12 protein-coding genes are annotated in these 20094 nt (G+C 44.7%); 2 read left to right on the top strand and 10 right to left on the bottom strand.

Features of this window, described 5'->3' with window-relative positions; genetic code table 11:
- Positions 1–106 precede the first annotated feature (106 nt).
- The 8 genes from A8708_RS06850 to A8708_RS06815 form a co-directional block, all read right to left on the bottom strand.
- Positions 107–1792, bottom strand: coding sequence for a DUF11 domain-containing protein (locus A8708_RS06850; RefSeq protein WP_068662752.1), 1686 nt, complete (start codon positions 1790–1792; stop codon positions 107–109).
- On the bottom strand, positions 1789–8508 hold the full coding sequence (locus tag A8708_RS06845) for a DUF11 domain-containing protein (RefSeq protein WP_082927307.1): 6720 nt from the start codon (positions 8506–8508) through the stop codon (positions 1789–1791). The genes A8708_RS06850 and A8708_RS06845 overlap by 4 nt, the downstream gene beginning before the upstream one ends.
- Positions 8509–8634: 126 nt before the next feature.
- Entirely contained in the window at positions 8635–9414 is a 780-nt protein-coding gene (locus A8708_RS06840) for a class I SAM-dependent methyltransferase (protein WP_068662751.1), read from the bottom strand.
- A gap of 169 nt (positions 9415–9583) precedes the next feature.
- Complete coding sequence (locus tag A8708_RS06835) at positions 9584–10459, bottom strand: carbohydrate ABC transporter permease (protein WP_068662750.1); 876 nt, start codon at positions 10457–10459, stop codon at positions 9584–9586.
- Positions 10460–10475: 16 nt separating this feature from the next.
- The gene (locus A8708_RS06830) at positions 10476–11405 is read right to left on the bottom strand and encodes an ABC transporter permease (protein ID WP_068662749.1); all 930 of its coding nucleotides are present in this window, start codon (positions 11403–11405) and stop codon (positions 10476–10478) included.
- 74 nt (positions 11406–11479) lie between these two features.
- Complete coding sequence (locus tag A8708_RS06825) at positions 11480–13144, bottom strand: type 2 periplasmic-binding domain-containing protein (RefSeq protein ID WP_068662748.1); 1665 nt, start codon at positions 13142–13144, stop codon at positions 11480–11482.
- 360 nt (positions 13145–13504) lie between these two features.
- On the bottom strand, positions 13505–15874 hold the full coding sequence (locus tag A8708_RS06820) for a helix-turn-helix domain-containing protein (protein ID WP_068662747.1): 2370 nt from the start codon (positions 15872–15874) through the stop codon (positions 13505–13507).
- Positions 15875–16002: 128 nt separating this feature from the next.
- Complete coding sequence (locus tag A8708_RS06815; protein ID WP_068662746.1) at positions 16003–17268, bottom strand: MFS transporter; 1266 nt, start codon at positions 17266–17268, stop codon at positions 16003–16005.
- A gap of 157 nt (positions 17269–17425) precedes the next feature.
- Here A8708_RS06815 and A8708_RS06810 point away from each other — a divergent pair, with 157 nt between their 5' ends.
- Together A8708_RS06810 and A8708_RS06805 are read left to right on the top strand one after the other, a co-directional pair.
- On the top strand, positions 17426–17659 hold the full coding sequence (locus tag A8708_RS06810; protein ID WP_056616791.1) for a cold-inducible protein YdjO-related protein: 234 nt from the start codon (positions 17426–17428) through the stop codon (positions 17657–17659).
- Between the two features lie 144 nt (positions 17660–17803).
- Positions 17804–18247: a DUF2663 family protein gene (locus A8708_RS06805; RefSeq protein WP_068662745.1), complete on the top strand. Its 444-nt coding sequence runs from the start codon at positions 17804–17806 to the stop codon at positions 18245–18247.
- A gap of 122 nt (positions 18248–18369) precedes the next feature.
- On the opposite strand, the gene A8708_RS06800 is transcribed toward A8708_RS06805, so the two are convergent.
- Positions 18370–19554: a tyrosine-type recombinase/integrase gene (locus tag A8708_RS06800; protein ID WP_082927306.1), complete on the bottom strand. Its 1185-nt coding sequence runs from the start codon at positions 19552–19554 to the stop codon at positions 18370–18372.
- 136 nt (positions 19555–19690) lie between these two features.
- On the bottom strand, positions 19691–19915 hold the full coding sequence (locus tag A8708_RS06795; protein WP_068662744.1) for a helix-turn-helix domain-containing protein: 225 nt from the start codon (positions 19913–19915) through the stop codon (positions 19691–19693).
- Between the last annotated feature and the right edge of the window lie 179 nt (positions 19916–20094).

Genomic DNA, 20094 nt, shown 5'->3' with positions numbered 1-20094 from the left:
GACAACTGTCACACTGAACAGAATCTAAATCGTATAACGTGCAGCAGCCTAGGACTTCATTTCGTCGTCCTAGGCTGTTGCTTTGTTGCATGTTTAGGTAAATTGGTTACTCCTCGGAATGATCAATTCGAATCACGATCACATTGGATAACACATTTCCCTTATGAACGGGGGCATTCACTTGGTACTCGTAGGTTGCAGGAACTTGAAGTGTGAGACGCCTTACATTGGAATGATGAATGATGGACGCATCATAGGTAATCTCTATGGTTGAACGAGGTTGTAGATTGCTTAAGGACAAAGGTTGTTTCACATTGACTTCTTGGATGAGAATGCCATTTATCCGCAGGGATCCCGGAATAAGTGTATTGAGTTGTGAGATCCAATCGAGCAGATTTACTTGATTCGCGGCTAAATTTCCAGTATTGGCAACTAAAATTTGATAATGAATGGCCGTACCAGGTTCAGCTTGACGAGGCGTAGCCGAAAGTAGAACATCCACAATGGGCAGTAGGAGTTCAACACTGACTAGATTGGATAATATTTGATTAGAGACGATTCGACCATCAGGGAGTACATAGGTAAATAGGACATGAGCCTGACTAACAAGCAGTCTCTGATCTAAGGAAATAGCAAACGAGCTAACCGTGACTTGGAATTTCACCAGGAATGACGCACCTGGCTGTAACGTGCCCAGCGGAATTGAGCTTGGCAGAACTTTCTGACTATAGGGAACGCCATTGATGGTAAGACTTCCAACGACATAGAAGCTGCCTTGCGGAATGAAATCGGAAAGATGAACCTCTGTGGCAATATTGCCATGATTGGTAATGGTAATCTCGTATGTCAATGTATCTCCAAGCGTAGCCTGAGGTTCTACCACAGATTCAACTACAGTCAGAGCTGGATCATATACGTGAATCGATATCGTATTCGAAACGATCTTTCCTTTGCCATCTTCGTTGGTATACGTGAGCACAGCTGAATTCACGATACAGTGGGAAGTAGGCACATGCATGATGGTCACTTGGAACTGAAGACAGACTTCTGAATGCGCAGGGATTTCTCCAAGTTTAATACCTACATTCGGATTTGCGGACGGGTAACTAACCCCATCGATTTTGACACTTCCTGGTACAAATGCAACCCCGGCAGGCAATTCATCTTGGAAAAAAGGATGATGGATTGGACAAGCTTCGTCATTCTTGATGGTGAAATAAAAGCTGACCGTGTCTCCAACATACGTAGAGGTAGAGCTTGCCTGTTTGGTGAATTTTATTAGAGATTCTTTGAATGGAATAATGATTGTATTGGATTTTGAACTTCCTGAAACATCTCGACCTCCAGATGTACGGAAATGATATACGGTAGTGGCCTGATTCTTAAGTTGCCGATTGGCCGGTATTTCTAAGACGATGACTTGAAAGGTGACTTCCATGGTTTGGCATACATGTATAATTCCTAGTTGGATGCCTTGATCGGGTCTAGCCATGGGCAATGGAATATTATCAACAATGACGCTGTTGGGTATGAATGCCGTACCTTCGGGCATGTTGTCAAAAAGGGTAACTTGTGCATCCAAGTTACCCTTATTGGCGATCGACAACGTATAAGTGATGATCTGGCCGAGAACGGCCAGATGGGTGTTTGCCTTTTTGAGCACAGTAATAATTGGACCAACCACAGGGGTATCTACGATGTTGGAGTAAGAATGGCTAGTGGAGGTGCCTGAACTGAATCTTACGACAGATTGATTAATAAGGTGATTAGTGGAGTGGGAGTCGGCCGTCATACGACCGTCACCTCAAATGTAACCGTGACAGAACCACCAGCAGGTATAGGACCGAGTGGTACACCTGTGCTCGGATTCAGCGCAGGTTTGGATACACTGTTTACGGTTACGCTTCCTACGATAAAGGTGGTTCCAGTTGGAATCGGGTCAGTCAGCACAACGTTATTGACGGTTTCGATACCACTGTTGGTTACCACGATGGTGTACAGGATAGTATCACCGACAATGGCGTCAACGGCATCCGTGCTTTTCACTACTTTTACATTAGGCGCTGATACAGGTATAACCAAAATATTGGATAGGACAGTGCCCGACAATTGACGGCCATCTGGCGGTGAGTACGTATAGTTGGCAGTCGCTTGGTTGGAAAGTAATTGTGGTGATGGCAGCGCATCTACGGTTACTTCGAGCGTGATTTTGACATCGACTGAAGCGCCTGGCGCTATCGTTCCCGCGTCAATACCTGTTGCTGGATTCACACCTGGTTGTGTCACCCCGTCGATAATAACACTGTTTGGAACAAAGGCAGTACCCGTTGGAATCGTATCGAACACTGTTGCAACTGCTGGGAGATTCCCGGAATTATGCAGTGTTAAGGAATAGATAATCGTATCTCCAACTGTAGCATTGGTTGTATTCGCCCCTTTGAGCACAGAAAGTATTGGCTGGTACACAGGGATAATAACCGTATTCGAGAAGGCAGCAGCCGAGAAAGCACCCGATGTAAAGGTGACAGACGATTGATTGCTAAGTTGCTGGGAAGTAGGTAATGCCGTAACCGTGACATTGAAGCTGACTGTGATCTGGCTGCCTGCAGGAATGGAACCGAGTGAAATACCGTTCGTTGGATTCGCAGTCGGTGCAGTTACTCCATTAATCTTTACGCTGCCAGTTACGAAGCTTGTTGAAGCTGGAAGCGGATCAAAGAATTGTACGCCATTAATCGTTGTGATCCCATTATTCGTAATGACAACTTCATAAGGAACAATATCACCAACAACAGCATCCGTTGCAAGAGATGATTTGGAGAGCAATACATTAGGTGCTGAAACAGGAATCGTTACAGTGTTCGAAGTGGTGGATCCGTTGATGATTCGCCCATCAGGAGGGCTATATGTGAAGTTAGCCGTTGCCGTGTTAACGAGCGTTTGAGGCGTTGGCAGGGATACAATCACTACGCCAAAGGTTATAACGTCCGTTGCTCCCGGTTGGGAAGTGAACGGTATGCCGACAGAAGGATCGGCCCCAGGCTGGGTAATTCCGTTTAGTACAACGCTGTTCGTTTGGAAAGTTGTACCGTTAGGGATGTTGTCGAGGAGCGTTACAGCGGCTGCAATGTTCCCTGAGTTCTTGACGTTAATCGTATAAATAATTAAATCACCAATGGTTGCGTTCGTTGAATTGGAGCTCTTGACTGCGGTAAGAATCGGTTGATAGACCGGCGTTGTAATGGTATTGGAGAACGTGACCGCTGAGAAGGCACCGGAAGTAAAGCTGACAGACCCATAGTTGTTTAATTGGGCAGGGTCTGGCAAGGAGGTGACTCTGACATCGAACGTAATCGTAACGGTTGCACCAACTGCAATTGTACCCAGGGCAATACCTGACACAGGATTCGGCGGAACGGGTGGCGTTGGAGCACCGACAATGACGACACTGCCTGGGATGAAGGCTTCTCCGGAAGGCAGTGGATCCGAGAATACGACATTATTAATAGGCGCAATTCCGTTGTTCATAATGACGAATTTATAAGGAATGATATCGTTCACGACCGCGTCGGTAACTGTTGTACTTTTGACAATGCTAACGTCAGGCGATGAGACGGAGATAGTAACTGTGTTTGAATTCACGCTGCGACTGAATGGACGACCATCAGGAAGCGTAAAGGAATAGTCTGCTGTCGCTGTGTTCGTTAAAACCTGCGGGTTAGGCAGCGAATCGATAATGACAGAAAAAGTAACCGGCACCGTCGTATTGGGAGCGAGTGTACCAATGGAAAAGCCTGTCGCCGGGTCTGCTCCCGGCCAAGGTACGTTGCCAACAAAGACACTGTTAGCTAGGAACGTCGTACTGGCTGGAATCGTGTCCGAAATAGTAACGGCAGCCGCGTAATTTCCTGAATTGGAGACACTTAGCGTATAGACAACGGTGTCGCCAACAGTTGCATTCGTGCTGTTCGCGCTTTTGAGCACGCCAATGACAGGTTGGTAAATAGGCGTGTTCACCGTATTGGAATTCGTTGTGCTTGATAATGCGCCTGAAGTAAAGGTGACAGACGCGAAATTATTAAATTCCGCAGGGCTTGGCACTGACGTGACAAGTACCGAGAAAGATACGGTAACAGTGGCTCCAACTGCAATTGTGCCAAGGGAGACACCAGTCGCTGGATTAGGTGGAACGACAGGTGTCGGCGCTCCAACGATGACAACACTTCCGGGAACGAAGGTTCCGCCTGCTGGAATCTGATCTGAGAAAGATACATTCGTAATGGGGGCAATCCCGTTATTCATGATGCTGGTGCTATAGACAATGGTATCTCCGACAGTGAGAGCTGTAGATAGCGTGCTTTTGTTTACAGCTACGTTAGGCGAAGAGACTGGGAACGATACAGTGTTGGATGTCGCTGTTCTTATTATCGTACGGCCATCAGGCGGGAAGAAGGTATATGTAGCTGTACCGGTATTGCTAATGACTTGCGGGCTGGGCAAAGTAGTGATGAGCACCGAGAAGGAGACTGTCTTGGAGCTGCCTGCAGCAATCGTACCGGCATTAATGCCTGTAATCGGATCAACACCTGGCTGCGGTGTACCGTCAACAATCGCACTGTTCTCAACGAAAGAGGTTCCTGCTGGAATTGTATCGGTCACAATCACAGTCGCTTCAAGATTGCCTGTATTCGTCACAAGAATGCTGTAGAGGACGGTATCACCAACAGTGGCATTCGATGTGTTGGCCGTTTTCAGCAGGGTCAAATTCGCTTGCGTGACAGGTGTGACAACATTATTGGAAGAGGAGGAGCCTGAGAACGTACCCGATGTAAAGCTGACACTAGATTGGTTAATGATTTGTGGCGTTGGCATTGTGATTTTCACCTCAAATGTCACGGTTACCGGCGTATTGGGAGCCAGTGTTCCGATTGGAATACCGGTGGACGGATTCGTGTTCGGCGATGGTAGACCGTTCACGATGACGCTTCCGGGAATGAATGAAGTGCTTACATCGGCAATGCTAGTTAGGACAACATTGTTGACGTTCGCAACACCTTGGTTGGTGACGACAATCGTATATTTAACCGTGTCGCCTTGGATGGCAGAACTTACGTTGCTTGTTGTCATCACTGTGACGTTAGGAGCGGATACGGGGATGATCACCGTATTGGAACTCCCTGATCCAGATAATGTACGGCCATCTGTGAGCATGAACGTGTAGCTGGTTGTCGCCTGATCGACGAGCTGCTGTGGACTTGGCAAAGATACGACTTCAACCTCAAAGGTAACAATTTTCGCGCTGCCCACTGGAATTGTACCTATAGGAATACCGCTGACTGGATCAACACCTGGCAGGGGAACATTATCCACGATACAGCTGTTCACAATAAACATAGTACCAGCGGGGATGTTGTCATAAATGGTGACATCCGCTGCAACACTGCCTGTATTGCGAGTTTCAATGGTGTAAGTGACAATATCACCAATAACGGCGAGTGATTCGCTCGCACTTTTGAGAAGAGATAGAATCGGCTGTTCCACTTGTGTAGTGACAGAGTTAGAGAAGGCAGCCCCTGAGAAAGATCCGGAGGTAAAGCTAAGACTGGCATGGTTGACAGCTTGAGGCGGACTAGGAACCGATGTGACAGTAGCGTTGAAAACAACCTGTGCCGAGGCGCCTGGACTTATGCTGCCCAGCGTGAAACCAACATTGGGATCCGCTGTTGATCTGGGAACCCCATTAACGGTTACACTGCCAGCTTGGAATGTAACGCCGGTCGGCAGCGAATCATTGACCACCACATTGTTAACGGAAACAATACTGTTATTGAGAATATCAAGCGTATAAATCAGCGTTTCGCCAACTGCCGCATATAACAGGTTCACTGCCTTATTAACGGTTACATTAGGAGCAGAGGCAGGGATGTCAGTCGTATTGGAAGTGGCACTGCCGGACAAAGTGCGCCCATCAGGCGGTTGATAGGTGAAATTCACGGTAGCGGAATTCGTAAGTCTTGGTGGAGAAGGCAAGCTTTGCAAGATAACTTGGAATGTAACCGTAGCTGTTCCAGATGGAGCTAGCGATCCTGTGGCAATCCCTGTCGCAGGGTTGGAAGCTGGACTCGAGACGCCGTTAATCGTAACACTGCCAGGCACGAACGAGGTTGAGGGTGATATGAGATCAACCACGGTGGGTTGAATGGCAATGTTCCCTTGATTGTTCACGGTGAGCGTGTAAGTGAGCGTATCACCGACGGTAGCATTTGTACTATTAATGGACTTGCTAATGGCAGCTTGCGCCTTGTAAACAGGTGTAATTGTTGTATTAGATAACGTGGTTCCGGCAAAGGTACCTGAACTATAGGAGATACTTGCCTGATTCGCCAACTGCTGTGAGGCAGGCAAGGAAGTGACAGTTACTTGGAAAGTGACGGTGACTGAATTGCCAGCACCAATGGTGCCAACGGCGATCCCGCCGTCTGGGGTTGCAGTCGGCTTAGAAACGCCGCCCACGAATACACTGCCAGTCACAAAGACAGCACCAGCAGGAACAATATCCGTCATATTCACATTCGTGACGCTCTCCACACCCGAGTTCGTGATGACCGTGCTGTAGGTAAAGGTATCGCCTACGACAGCATCCACGACTAGCGTGCTTTTGACAGCTCCGACGCTAGGCAGTCGGACAGGGATGGTGACGGTATTCGATTCCGCAGTACCTGGAATGGTTCTGCCGTCTGGAGGTTGAAACGTGTATGTACTATTGGCTTTGTTCACTAGCTGTGGCGGTGAAGGCAGTGTATTGATTAAGACAGCAAATGTGACAGTCGTGGTGCCGCCAGCGGCTACGGTTCCAATGTTGACACCAGTAACGGGATTGGCGCCCGGGACGGTTACACCGTTTACTTGAAAGCTATTCGGTACGAAGGAAGTACCAGCGGGAATATTATCGGTAATGGTGACATTAGCGCCGATATTTCCCGTATTGGCGACTTGCAACGTATACGTAACCGTACTACCGACAGAGCCATTGGCGGTACTGGCAGATTTTACGATGCCAATTTTTGGGGCATATATGGGCGTTGTTACGGTATTAGACGGAATTACGCCAGTGATGACGTTACCGCCGGCCACACTTTGGAAAGTAAAGGCTGCATTCGCCATATTCCCAATCTGCGATGGCGTTGGAATACTGGTAATCGTTGCTTTATACGAGACGACAATGGAGGAGCCAAAAGCTAGTGAACCGAGCGGAGCACCTGTCGTAATATCGAAGTTGGGTCTTGGTATACCAGCTACGGTGACACTTCCAGGTACGAAGGTAGAACCTGTCGGCAGTAAATCCGAGAGGACGATACTAGCAGCACTAGCTGTTCCCGTATTGCTTGTAGTAACAGTATAGGTAATCGTATCTCCTACGACGGTTCCGGCAACATTCGCGCTTTTGGTGACATTAATTTTGGGTGCATTAATGTCCACCTGAATCCCATTACCATTCACGACATAGGCGTCCCCTGAGGTCGTTAATTGCAGTACAGCCGATGATTGATTGTTAATGAGCCGTGCCGAAACATCAATATTCGTGATGTCCCAACCTTGTCGTCCAGCACTAATATTCGTGCCAGGCGTCCCATTTATTTGGTTAGAACTTCCGAAAGTACCTGTGGTATTCAGGTTTCCTGTGTCATTATTAATTTGGGAGGCAAAGAAGTTATTGGCAAAGTTATTGGGTCCAGACAATGCGACTAATGAACCGGTTGTGGGGCCGAATAAAGCTTGGTCCCCGGTTCGATTGGCATCTCCTTCCTGGGCGCTGAATAAGGTTCGCCCGCCTAGAGCACCCGTTACTGGTGTGGCGAATCCGGTAATCGTGGTATTGACTGGCGGTGATGTCGATTGGACAAGGACGGCACCAACCCGAAGCGACATATTCCGAAATGGCAAACTGGTGTTCTGGTAAATGACAGCGAGTGTCCAACCCGCATGGTTGGCGGTGGAATCACCAGGAATTACGATCGTTCCAACGACATTTCCTGTTGTATAAGTGCCAGCCATCCCTTGTTGAACGAGCGTCGTGACATTCGCGGATCTGACATAACCGAGAGCTCCGCCGCCTAAGTCAAATTCATTCTTTGTTGCATTGTCTGGCGTAATAGAGCTGGTTCCTGCCGGTGTGGTAAACGTGACGGCATTGTTAATAAATGCGGTTAAATTAACCGTGCCATTCACATAAGAACCGCCCCAGATCAACTCAGCATACAAAATGGTACTTCCAGCAGGAAGGGTTAGAATCGCAGAAGAATTGTTGAGTGTATATAGACTCGTTGTTCCTGATGGATAAGTTCCATATTTGAGGGCTGTGTTGGTCGTGGTAAAAGCACCGATGCTGTCTTGAGTTCCCGGTACACCATCCGTATTCGAACGGCTTAGGCCAAGTGTATTTCCGGTGAACGTAATCGCGCCAGTTGCGTTGAGTGTGGCCCTGACGACGAGAGCTATGATCGTCACCCCCTAGTATTTGAACCGTTCATTACTCAGAATTGAGTAAACGGTGTGGTGATGGAAAGAAAAATAGGCCGATGGTTTTAAGATATGAGTCAGAAACGAAAAAATGATTACTGTGAATGAAAAATCTTACTTGCGTGAAGATGCTTTCTTTTTAGGCGGTTGGGTTGGTTTTTTTGAGGGTTTAATTGACGCATGGTTAGAAATCGGGTGCGCAGGTGTTTCCCTTTTTGACTGAGGGATGGGGATGATATCGAGCTCTTGGACGGTCTCTTCCATGTCAGGTGATTTTTGACGACGTAAGGAAGGGACCCAATCCGGTTCATCATACTTTTTCTGGCAGATGCGATGCCAATCATCAATTCGCATGTCATTCTTAACGACGACGAAATGATACATAATTTCGCTTATTAGATTGGGTTGCACGTATTGCAACATATCTAATTCGTCCTGCTCATATAACGTAGTTGAAAAAGGAGGCTCATAGAAGAACTCCATGCGGATGAGGCGGAAATCGAATGGCACGATATGCTCAAGATACTCAGGCACAGGGGGGCAAATCGGACTGCCTGCGGGTTGAAGAAAGGTATTCGTCAAATAACGAGGCGTATATTCATCAAATTTGTGCTTCAAATAGGGATTCGATATATGACGGAAATGATGAGCATAAGGGGAGAGTATGCACACAATCGCTTTGTGCGTACAAATCCGATAAAGCTCAGACATGACAGCGAACAAATCAGTTACATAGGGAAGACTGCGACTAGCCATGACAAATTCGACGGAATTGTCGGGCAATGGAATGCCCGCGTTGATGTCACATACCAAATCAACGCCTGGTAACTGGGCGCGATCAATGCCGTAGAAGTTCAGATGCTTGTGGTGACCGCAGCCAAGATCGATATGCATAGCGTTTCCTCCTAATCAAGTATACAAGTATAAAAGTCATCTGCCCTATAATGTATGTCCAATTTCCAACGCAGACTCTGCGAGTGCCTAACCAAGTCAAATATTGAGAATTCTGCCTAACGAAAAAAAAGCCATCCCTCCAAAGTTGGAGTGGACGACTTCATTGATGTTACCCTTTGACAGCGCCGATCATGACGCCTTTCACGAAATACTTTTGAACGAACGGATAAAGGATGAGAATCGGTACAGAGGCAACCATGATCGTCGCATACTTAATCGTTTCCCCGATCTGGAACTGATCGGCGGCATTGGCGCCGGAAGACATCATATCCGTGTTATTGGCGATTAATATTTCCCGAAGGGTGAGCTGAAGCGGGTACAATTCACGATCCTTCAGGAAGATCGAAGCCCAGAACCATCCATTCCATTTCTCGACGGCATAATATAAGATCATAACCGCGATGACAGGCATGGAAAGCGGGATAATGATTTTAAATAGGATAACGAAGTGGTTGGCTCCGTCCATTTTGGCTGACTCTTCCAAACTTTCGGGAACGGCCATGAAGGCGGTACGCATAATAATTAAGTTAAACGTGTTAACGGCGAATGGTAAAATGGTTGCCCATAAGGAGTCGATGAGTCCGACACCTTTCACGACAAGGTACATCGGAACAAGACCGCCGCTGAAGAACATGGTAAGAATGACGATGAAAATGAAGACTTTGTTCCACATTACATTTTTACGCGAGAGCACGTAAGCACCTAAAGCTGTCACTAGTAAGTTCGTCGTTACGCCGAAGACAAGAATAAATAACGTGTTACGGTAGCCTTGCAATATTGACGGATTTTTAAATACATTTTGGTAAGCTTCCAGACTGAAGCCCAAAGGGCGATAAAGCAAGCCTTTGTGGGTGATAAGCTGCGCACCGTCGCTGATGGAAGCGAAAGTGACATAGATGAGCGGATAGAGTGTAACAATGACTAACAAAATTAATAGCACATGGTTCACAGCGTAAAATACGCGATCTGAATAGCTAGTTTTCATCTAAGACCCTCCTTCACTACCATAAGCTATTTTCACTAACTCGTTTACTAATCTTATTGGCGGTAATGAGCAATGCTAAATTGATGACGGAATTGAAGAGACCAACCGCGGCACTATAACTCCATCCAAATTCGAGCAAGCCTTTGCGATAAACGAAGGAAGAGATGACATCAGCCGTATCGTAGGTGCTTGGGTTATAAAGTAAGATAATTTTCTCAAAGCCTACGTTGAGCAAATTTCCCATTCGAAGAATGAACATGATGGATATGGTTGGTAGAATACCAGGTAATGTAATGTGCCAAATGGATTTGATTCGTGAGGCTCCATCCATTTTCGCTGCTTCATATTGTTCTTGATCAATGCCCATGAGTGCTGCTAAATAAATGATGGATTCCCAACCAATTTTTTGCCAAATCTCTGATAACACATATATGGTTCGAAACAGCTCAGGCTTCTGCAGCATCGCTGTATCATTCGCGCCAAAATAAGTCAGTAACGTGTTCACTACACCGCCGTTATTCGTAAAATCCTTGATCATGCCGGCAATGACGACTAGCGAGATAAAGTAAGGCATATAAGTAACCGTTTGCACAAAACGTTGGAATCTTTTATTCGCAAGCTCATTAATGAGAATAGCTAAAATAATCGGGGCAGGAAATTCAAAACACAATGTATAGAGTGAAATTAGAACGGTATTTTTGAGAATACGCCAGAAATAATAACTGGTGAAGAAATCATGAAAGTTTTGGAATCCAATCCATGGGCTACCGAGTATCCCTTTAATTGGCGTATATTCCTTGAAAGCAATGATGGCTCCATACATCGGCGCGTAGTGGAAGATAAAGTAGTAAGCCAGTACGGGAACCATCATCAGGTATAAATATTTATTCAACAGGAAATCGCGCTTAAAGCGTACAGAAAAGGTAGGTTCCGCTGTTTTACGCATGGTATCTCTCCTTTCGTCGAGGACATGGAAATGTATGGATGAGGAGCTCGTGCTCCTCATCCCCATGATAGATGTTAACGTTTGTTATAACGATCTAAGGATGCTTTCTTGATTTCGATCGCACGGTTCAATTTCACGGAGTTGAATTTCTCCATATACTTGTCGAAGCTTTCAACTGGCTCAGTACCCAAGATGATTTTCAGAGTCATTTCATCCACAATCGTGTTCAGATCTGTCATGATTTTGGCAAGCTCCGTACTTTCTTCTGGCGTTGCTGTAATTGGCGGCAATTTGTGCTTGTCTACATCGGTTTTCGACCATGTTGTAAGTGCATCACGTTGTGTTTGCAAAGCTAAATATTGTTCGATATAGCGTTTATCCTGAATGAAAGGACCGTTGTAGTTACCACGGATGTACATGGACATCGCTTGTGCAGGAGCTAATTTATCCGGATTTTTCATAAGCAAATCCGTGTATTTCGGATAGTTGTTCTCCATGTTGTAGGAAACGCCAGGCGTTCCGAAGTTAAAGAATAGAGCGCCTTCAGTTGAATAACCATAATCAAGAAGTTTCGCGGTCGTTTCAATGTTCTTGGAAGTAGCTGTAATCGCGACAGATCCCCCTGGTGCATTCGCAGGGTCTTTTTGGCTGTACATCGCGATGTCGCCTTTTTTGAGAACAGGATATGGAGCTGCGATTAGTACGCCTTTAGGATCTTTAGCTGAAATAAGCGGCTGCCATTTACCAATTCCGCCACCTGCATTTCCTACGGTTACCCCAGTAGCACCTGACGCGATGTTCGCATCTAAGGATTTGCTGTCTGCTGTTGCAAAGTTCTTATCGATCAAACCTTCTGCATACCATTTGTGGAAAGTCGCAAGGAAGTCTTTGTAGCCTTTTTCAGCAGGACCGAACTTGATCGCGCCTTTATCATCCATATAGAAATCACGCGTGACACCGAAAGCACTTGCGAAAGCGCCGTTCGCTAGTTCGTTGAAAGGTCTAGGTACACTTACGACAGAGAAAGAAGCTGTGGCACCTTTCTTCTCTTTGAAAGCTTTGAGCGTGGTATACCAATCGTCAATCGTTTCAGGAACAGGGAGTCCTAACTCATCCAACCAGTCCTTACGTACGATAGGTCCTTGGAATACGCGCAGCAAATCGTCGCCACGGATGAATGGGAATACATAATAACTACCATTGTCTGTTTTTACTTGTTTATCAATATCCGGATGTTCTTTCAGATATTTCTTCAGGTTCGGTGCATATTTATCTATCGTATCATTCAATTTAAGGATATAACCATCTTTGATCGCTTTTTCAGGTCCGCCTGGGAATTTACCTTGGAAATCATATTCAATCATATCTGGTAAATCACCGGTGGCTAACATGACGTTGATAGCTTGATCCGCTTGGTTAGTCGGCGGCGCGGTAAACTTCATCGTAACACCAGTAACTTTTTGCCAATTTTGAAAAAATGGTGTATCTGCATGTGTACCTTTAACACCTGTTAAGTTTCCAGTAACCTCTCCCCAGTAGGACAAAGTTTTGTCCGATTTCAGCGGGTACGTAACAGCTGCACCTGCGGCTGGTGCTGTTGATGCTTTAGTCGCATCTGCGGATGCTGCTGGACTAGGCGTACTTGTCGAAGAAGAATTGGAGGAACAGGCAACAACTAAGCTTCCCATTAAAGATGTGGTAACCAACATGGTGAACATTTTTTTTCTGTTTCTTTTCATGTGTGGACCTCCTCAAAGTTTTGTGCCAAACCTACTGGCCACATAAGCGTGACTGGTGATTCGCCAATCTAGCTGGCAGACGAGCTGACTCTCAAAGCATTTAACCAGTAAAACAGGCTTCGGAAGTCTTGAATGGTTGTTGCCTGTGCTATGCCTTAACTATATGATAACGCTTACATAAATGAAATCTCGAATATATCCAATAGCATCTAGATAAATATCGAAAGAATCTACAAAATATCCAATTCCTTCGTGAAAAAGGCCAATTTCCATGTGAATAGGTCCATTTTACATGAAAAAAGAGCGGTTGCCCGCTCTAATCTCTATCTGTCCCGCTTCATTTCTTCCATTATTTCATAATTATTTCTCAATCATTTCCTTATATTTACCTGGCGTAATTCCTTCGACCTTTTTGAATACACGAATAAATGCATTAATATCGTTAAAACCGACCCCATATGCAGCATCACCAACAGATTGTTCTTTTCCTCTCAGCAGTTGCTTGGATTTCTCAATCCGCACTTTATTGATCCGATCAAGCAAACCTTCACCCACGTAATCTTTGAAGAGTTTGGATAAATACGTAGCTTTGCGATCAAAGTGGCTGCCAATCATCGTTACATTCAAATTCACATCGGTATAGTTGTGTTCAATATACGTATTGACTTGCTCCACAAGCTGTTGAAGCGCTTTCTGTTTCGTAATCGAATTCGCATGTTGCCGCTTCGCAGCGGTATATGCACAGACTTGCGCAAGCATATCATCTAGTTGGAGCTCCATATCTTGGACGGTCTTCGCATTCATGAGACGATCGAGCTGTTTCGGATTGCGAATAAAGAAACTTTCTTGCATCCCGCCTGTGTCATTAAGGCTTTTCATGATCGTCGAGACTAAGCCCATCATTAAACATTTGGTTAGCGAAACGGAAATGCCTGTGCCTTCATAATTTTTCTCCATAACTTCACGAAGAATTTGTCGAGCATCGGCCAGTTCTCCAAACTTCAAGGCGTTGAGGAATTGTTGCTCTACGGCCATTGGATAATAATAACCTGAAGGATTATCACAGTGTGTATGAGGTTTGAGATCATGGTAGGCGAGAATTTCGTGCCCCCCCATGACTAGCTTGTAGGTCATCGCATCCAATGCTTCCAAGAAAGCCTGCGGAACACTTGAAATATGAGCATTCACGTTACTGATTGCGATCGTCAGATGGATATCATAGGTAGAAGCGAGGAACGATTGGGCCTCACCTGCGATACGCAGTAATTCCTCTTTGGCACTGCGGCCATCTTCCATGGACAGATTCACTAAGCACGCCAATGTATCATCGATTTCTGCCACATAGCCGCGATGCTGTTGGGAGACTAATTCTTCAACCACATTACTTACGATGAATTGAAGCAGCTTCCACTTCTCCTCATCAGACGTGTTCGTAATTCTATCGAAGAACGTTTCGCTTTTATCAGTGACGAAGAGCATGACGGCAAATTCTTTCCGATCCAGCTTCATATCAAACGTTGTTAAAGCTTCGGCGATAGGTATTTTACCATCCAATTTCCCTTTCAAGAGTTTCTCTACAAAATGAGATCGCACAATATGCCGATGCTGCTCGACTTTACTTTTGAAATCAGCCATCTCAATTAACGTGCTGTCCACGGCTTCCTGAATGAAATGAAATTCATTGTAGGTTTTGCCGGATTCGAGAACCTGTTTCTTCGAAAAAGCGTGTACCAAGCGCCGAACAGGATTGTAATTTCTTCGAAGGAAGAAGAAGGTCAGTATACCGCCACCTAGCAAGCTAATCAGCATACTAAGGTAAGTCAGGTTGCGTATGTGTGAGGCCTTCTGCCAATAAGTCGTGCTGGGCATGATCGAGACGTATTTGAGCTTGGAACGAGGCGATTGAATATTGAATACTTCATATTTCTCACCATCGTTACTTTTAAAATAAAAATTCGTTGCAAGATCCAAGTTGGCATATGGGAAATCGGCGGGCATCGTGCCCTCCGCACTGGAAGCTAATACTTGATTTTGTTCATTAAGAATAAGGACATGACCTTTATTGAAGATTTCCATATTCTGAATGGCACCGAGAATGCGTGATTGATCGATCATGATAACATTCGTAGCAAGTGGTTGGTCGTGTTCAAAAGGGTATGTGCTAATGTACGCAACGGTTTTCCTGAGTTTGTTATCATCGCCAATTCGGTACATCGGGATGAAGCCTTTGAAATTACTGCGTTTCATAATCATTTGCCAAGAGGAGAAGGAGAATTCATCGCTTTGATGCAGTGTCTCATAGGCAAAATCTTTGGAACGAACGGTCGTTGGGAGAATGACGGATTGATTCTTGTTCAAGTACACATAAAAAGAGTCGATCAACGGATAAGAGGTTTTGTACATAGAGAAGCTCTTCGCAATCTGGTAGGTATCATAAGGAAGATCTTTCGGATAAGTTTCATATTTATTGGAATAGAGTAACTCTTGTACATTTACATTCCATGTAATTTCAAAGTTGAGCTGTTCCATGGCTTTGAATTGGTTGTCCATGACTTCGCGGACTTGCTTAAGCAAGGAATCATTCGCTTGTTGGATTTCTTCCTTTAATGTACGGTTGGACTCGACATAAACTAATAGACCGATCACTACAGGAAGCAGGAGGATGACAATATAGGAAATTGACCATGTTAAGACGATACTTTGTCCATTAAAAATGAGCTTTTTCCGCATAGGTTAGGCCCCCTTAGCATTCTACTTTTCAATTGAGCACTGAGAAGTAGTTATGAATGCGCTCTCATTCTATTGTATTTCCTTTCCTTCGTCTACGTCAACGAGGAAAGGCGCTTTTTTTCGATAGGTTATTCTAAGGTTTTGAAACGCTGTTTACCAAAGAAAAAATAAAATAAAAATGAAATAACGGAGTACACAACGGCTGTGATGCAAAAGGCGTAGGCATATCCAAAATAACTGCCGTATCGGAAGACAAGGCCTGTACTAATCGGAGAAGCAATAAACCAACCGAGGTTGAACACGGCTTCACCAGAGCTTGAGGCAAGCCCGCGAAGCGAGCGATGGACGTAACTCATTTTGATCGAATTGTAAAAAGGATTGGCTGCGTTCATGAGTGCCTGGCGGAACAGATAACCACCGGACGATAAATAAAGGTTGGCTGAAAAAGCTGTGATGAGCAGAAAAGGAATCGAACTCAGTTGCAAATACACGACCGATTTCACTTCGCCATACCGCTTGGCAATCATGGGTCCGATTAGAAAGGCTACGCCTGTAGCCGCTTGTCCTAAAGCGACAATGATGCCGATTGCCGATTTGGATGCCTCAAAGCGATCCTCAAAATAGACGTTGAGATAGGGAACGATCATCCCGCCACCAAGTGAGGAGAGTAATCCGAGTAAACAGAAGATGGCGATGACCTGAATCGACGTTTTGTGCTCGCGCCACGTGGTTCTCCAGCTGACAGATTGGCGGTGCGGAGCATCGTCTTCCTTCTCGATATCGCTCCTTTCAAAAAGGGACATGGGAATGACACCGAGTGCTGCAATGGCCACACCAATGAGCAAGGTATAACGTAAGCTATGAATTTCGTCGAGACCAATAAAGAATTGGAAGAAATCACAAAGCACGCCTCCAATTGCGATACCAATGACATTGGCCAGCATAACCAAAGCCATATTGAGGGAGAAGAGATGGACCCGCTGCCCAGGCGTTGAGTTATTGGCCATGAAGGGAAGAATTGTCGCAGAGACGACAGCTAGCGCCATACCACCTAAGAAAGCGGAGATCAGCATTCCTTCGTGTACTTGAATAAGTGATCGTGCGGTTAATGCGGCAATGGTAAAAAGGAGACCGAAAGAAATGACGCGTTTGGGACCGAAGCGATCGTTCATGATGCCTGCCGGGATGAGAATAATGGCCGCGGCCAAAGCGGTCATCCCTACGATGCTGCCTACCATTGTTTGCTCATAACCCAAACTTCTTACATAGAGGTTGTACACAAGTCCGAACATACTAATGCCTAAGTTCCAAACAAAATTAAACCAGAAAAATAGCTTGATATTTCGGCTATAACCTGCGAGTTGAAGCTTCCATTCACGTAGTAAATTGACCATGCGATATTCCTGCCTTTGTATTTTGTGTCTAAATTGCAATCGCTTTGTCTATTCTACCACTGGTAAATACTTTTGAACACGGGAAAGACTTGATATCTTGGCCGATCTGTATAATAATAAGTAGTCTAATCTACGAAGCAGGGAGCACATAATTGAAATGTCTACAACAACGAGTATTGTAACGGAAGAACAGAAACCGGAAGTTGAACAGATTGAGATTTGGAAATGTAAAGCAACAGAATGTAAAGCTTGGGTTCGCAAAGAATTCGTGACAGAAGCATTACCAACTTGCCCGCTTTGTAAAACACAAATGGTACGAAGCTACAAGCATGTGCCGGTAGCAGCTAAAAAAGGAAACAAAAAGTTCCTTGTAGGAAAGAAACGGTTTTAATCGGAATTATTGAAAAACCTCTTCTACTAAATAAATTCTAGATCAAGGGCATCTTCAGCGAGGCGTGAAGAGTGATGCTCTTGGTCTTTTTTTTGGAAAGAATAGCAATAGACAAGCATAGCATGGTAACGAGGGGGAGATGCTGTGATTGGGCCTAAGATAAATGTCAGTGATGATACAGAAGTCGTACTGAAAGAGTTGCAAGAAAGAAAGATGAAGTGGGACTATATGAAAAAGAGGCAACCCATGCTATCGATCGCGACTGGAGCGGTCTTATTGCTTGTTGTCTATTTGTTATACCAGCAAGTCATCGTTCGTTCGGGCGGAAATGCCATCCTGATATTGGATTTACTCATTTCGAATAAATTGCTTTGCGGCTTGCTGCTCGCATGTATTTCATTGTTTCTATATGCGTCTAATCGGTCGCGCGAAATGGAGAAAGCGAAGAGTAAATATGAAGATTTACGTATCGAAACGATAGAACGATTAGAAGCTTCCTGGTTGAAAGATGTGAAGTCCGAGGCAAGGGATCAAATTTCGAGCTTTCTTTCCAAGGAGCATGATATTAATATAGTCTATAAGAATTAATTTGGCTAAAAAACCTTATGTGTAAAGGGTTTTTCGGTTTGATCACTAGGTGATTACCCACAGTTCCCCCACAAATAATAAAACTCCACATCGACGTCACGAGTCTAGTGGAGTTTTATTATTTAATCATTAGAATCAAGGAAAGCATCTAAGCGCTGTACATCTCTTTTCTCCCGTGCTTTCGTAACGTGCAAATAAATAGCCCGGGTAATGTCGCTGCCTTTTTTATGTCCGAGCTGAGCTTGTATAGTGTCTAGTTCCGCACCTGCCTCAGCCATTAAGCTAGTGTATGTATGCCTCAAGCTGTGGGGGGTTAAACTTAAAGGTAGACCGGCTTTTTTTAGAGCCCGATACATGTTTGCACTAATAATTGTGTTAGTCAAAGGGTATCCAGGCACCCTTTTTTCCATAACGAACAGAAATGTCCTTAGTTGATAAAACCTAGTCCCTTTTGAGAAGGCAAAGGATTTCCTCCAATTAATTTGGCTATTAATTGCGGAAATTGCTTTTTTACTGAGGTGAACAGTGCGATCAGAGGATTTAGTTTTGGGGCTTAATAGTTCGTATTCTGTGATATTACCGTTACTGTATCTTGTTTTTGATATTTCAATGGTGCCCTCATCTTTAGAAAAATCAGTAACGAACAGAGCTGACAATTCTCCGATTCTCAATCCTGAATATGCAAGCAATTCAAATACTCTTCTGAATTGAACACCCTCGACTGCATCTAAGAACAGTTTCAGTTCGTTCTTTTCAAGGAATCGCGGCAGAGTTTTAGACGCTTCCCTTTCTTCTAGAGATTGGACTTTCTTTGGGATGTATGCGTATTGAGCGGGATTGACTTTAAGCTTTTCTTTTTGAACTGCTCTTTTAAAAATCATACCAGCTACACCATGGAATAGTGTAAGAGTGTTAGGCTTATACTTTTTTACCATTTTCAACAAGGTATTTTGATAAATTTCATCTGTTAACTCCTGTAGATAAAGCCCTCCGATTTCTGCCTTCAACATGCCTATTGATGTTGAACGACTATCTATCGTGCTTTGTTTGACTCTTCCTGTTGATGTGTACCAAACTAGCCAGTCATCACACCATTGGCCTACTGTGACCTTCACCTTTTCCACGTAAAGGCCTTCCATTAAAGACGCCTGTATGCGTATACCTTCCTTTTCAGCTGCTTTTGCGCTTGTAAATCCCGTAGATTCTTTCTGCTTGCGTTTACCTGTTACTGGGTCCTTGATGCTGTATCTATAGTAGTACTTTCCATCTCTCTCACGGACATTTTTAGGAAGTTTTTTTTTCGACATATTATGCACTCCTTTCTCACATAAAATGGGAGATATTACCTCTAGTAATAAAGTTATATTTTTCCTATTATTTAATTACTAGATTATTTCGACATCAGAACCTATACGTTCCGAAAATTCGAGGAGAGCACAGAAATTAATCTGTGTCGTCAACCTCAACCCAATCGTATAAGTCTTCCATCAGGCATCCTAGTGCATTAGCGATGTTCTTCATTACATCTACAGACATGGCTCTTGTATCATTGACGTAATGTGAAATCATTCGCGGGGCGTAACCGGTACGGACGGCTAATTCAGCCTGGGACCAACGTTTTCTTCGTAGTAGGGTTTCTAGTCGACATCTCCCTCGGGAGAGCGACAATATGTATCCTCCTTCCGTTTCGTGTAAGATATTGACAGAGAACGCGTGTTCGCATTATTATGTAAGACAAGAACAACGATGCTGCGGAGGTGTGAGCTAATGGTTTGGGTAGACAAGTTTGAGGAAATGGAAGTCGAACAAATTGTAAGCGAAATAGTTGCAGATGATCGTGTGTCTAA

Source organism: Paenibacillus oryzisoli (genome assembly GCF_001653565.1).
GTDB lineage: Bacteria > Bacillota > Bacilli > Paenibacillales > NBRC-103111 > Paenibacillus_E > Paenibacillus_E oryzisoli.
Note: the sequence above shows the minus strand (reverse complement) of the source record. Positions and strands in the feature narration are given on the sequence as shown.

Excerpts from the sequence above, each read along its gene's own strand:
- A8708_RS06850 (WP_068662752.1), bottom strand. The coding sequence starts at position 1,792 with ATGACGGCCGACTCCCACTCCACTAATCACCTTATTAATCAATCTGTC.
- A8708_RS06840 (WP_068662751.1), bottom strand. The coding sequence starts at position 9,414 with ATGCATATCGATCTTGGCTGCGGTCACCACAAGCATCTGAACTTCTAC.
- A8708_RS06835 (WP_068662750.1), bottom strand. The coding sequence starts at position 10,459 with ATGAAAACTAGCTATTCAGATCGCGTATTTTACGCTGTGAACCATGTG.
- A8708_RS06830 (WP_068662749.1), bottom strand. The coding sequence starts at position 11,405 with ATGCGTAAAACAGCGGAACCTACCTTTTCTGTACGCTTTAAGCGCGAT.
- A8708_RS06825 (WP_068662748.1), bottom strand. The coding sequence starts at position 13,144 with ATGAAAAGAAACAGAAAAAAAATGTTCACCATGTTGGTTACCACATCT.
- A8708_RS06820 (WP_068662747.1), bottom strand. The coding sequence starts at position 15,874 with ATGCGGAAAAAGCTCATTTTTAATGGACAAAGTATCGTCTTAACATGG.
- A8708_RS06815 (WP_068662746.1), bottom strand. The coding sequence starts at position 17,268 with ATGGTCAATTTACTACGTGAATGGAAGCTTCAACTCGCAGGTTATAGC.
- A8708_RS06810 (WP_056616791.1), top strand. The coding sequence starts at position 17,426 with ATGTCTACAACAACGAGTATTGTAACGGAAGAACAGAAACCGGAAGTT.
- A8708_RS06800 (WP_082927306.1), bottom strand. The coding sequence starts at position 19,554 with ATGTCGAAAAAAAAACTTCCTAAAAATGTCCGTGAGAGAGATGGAAAG.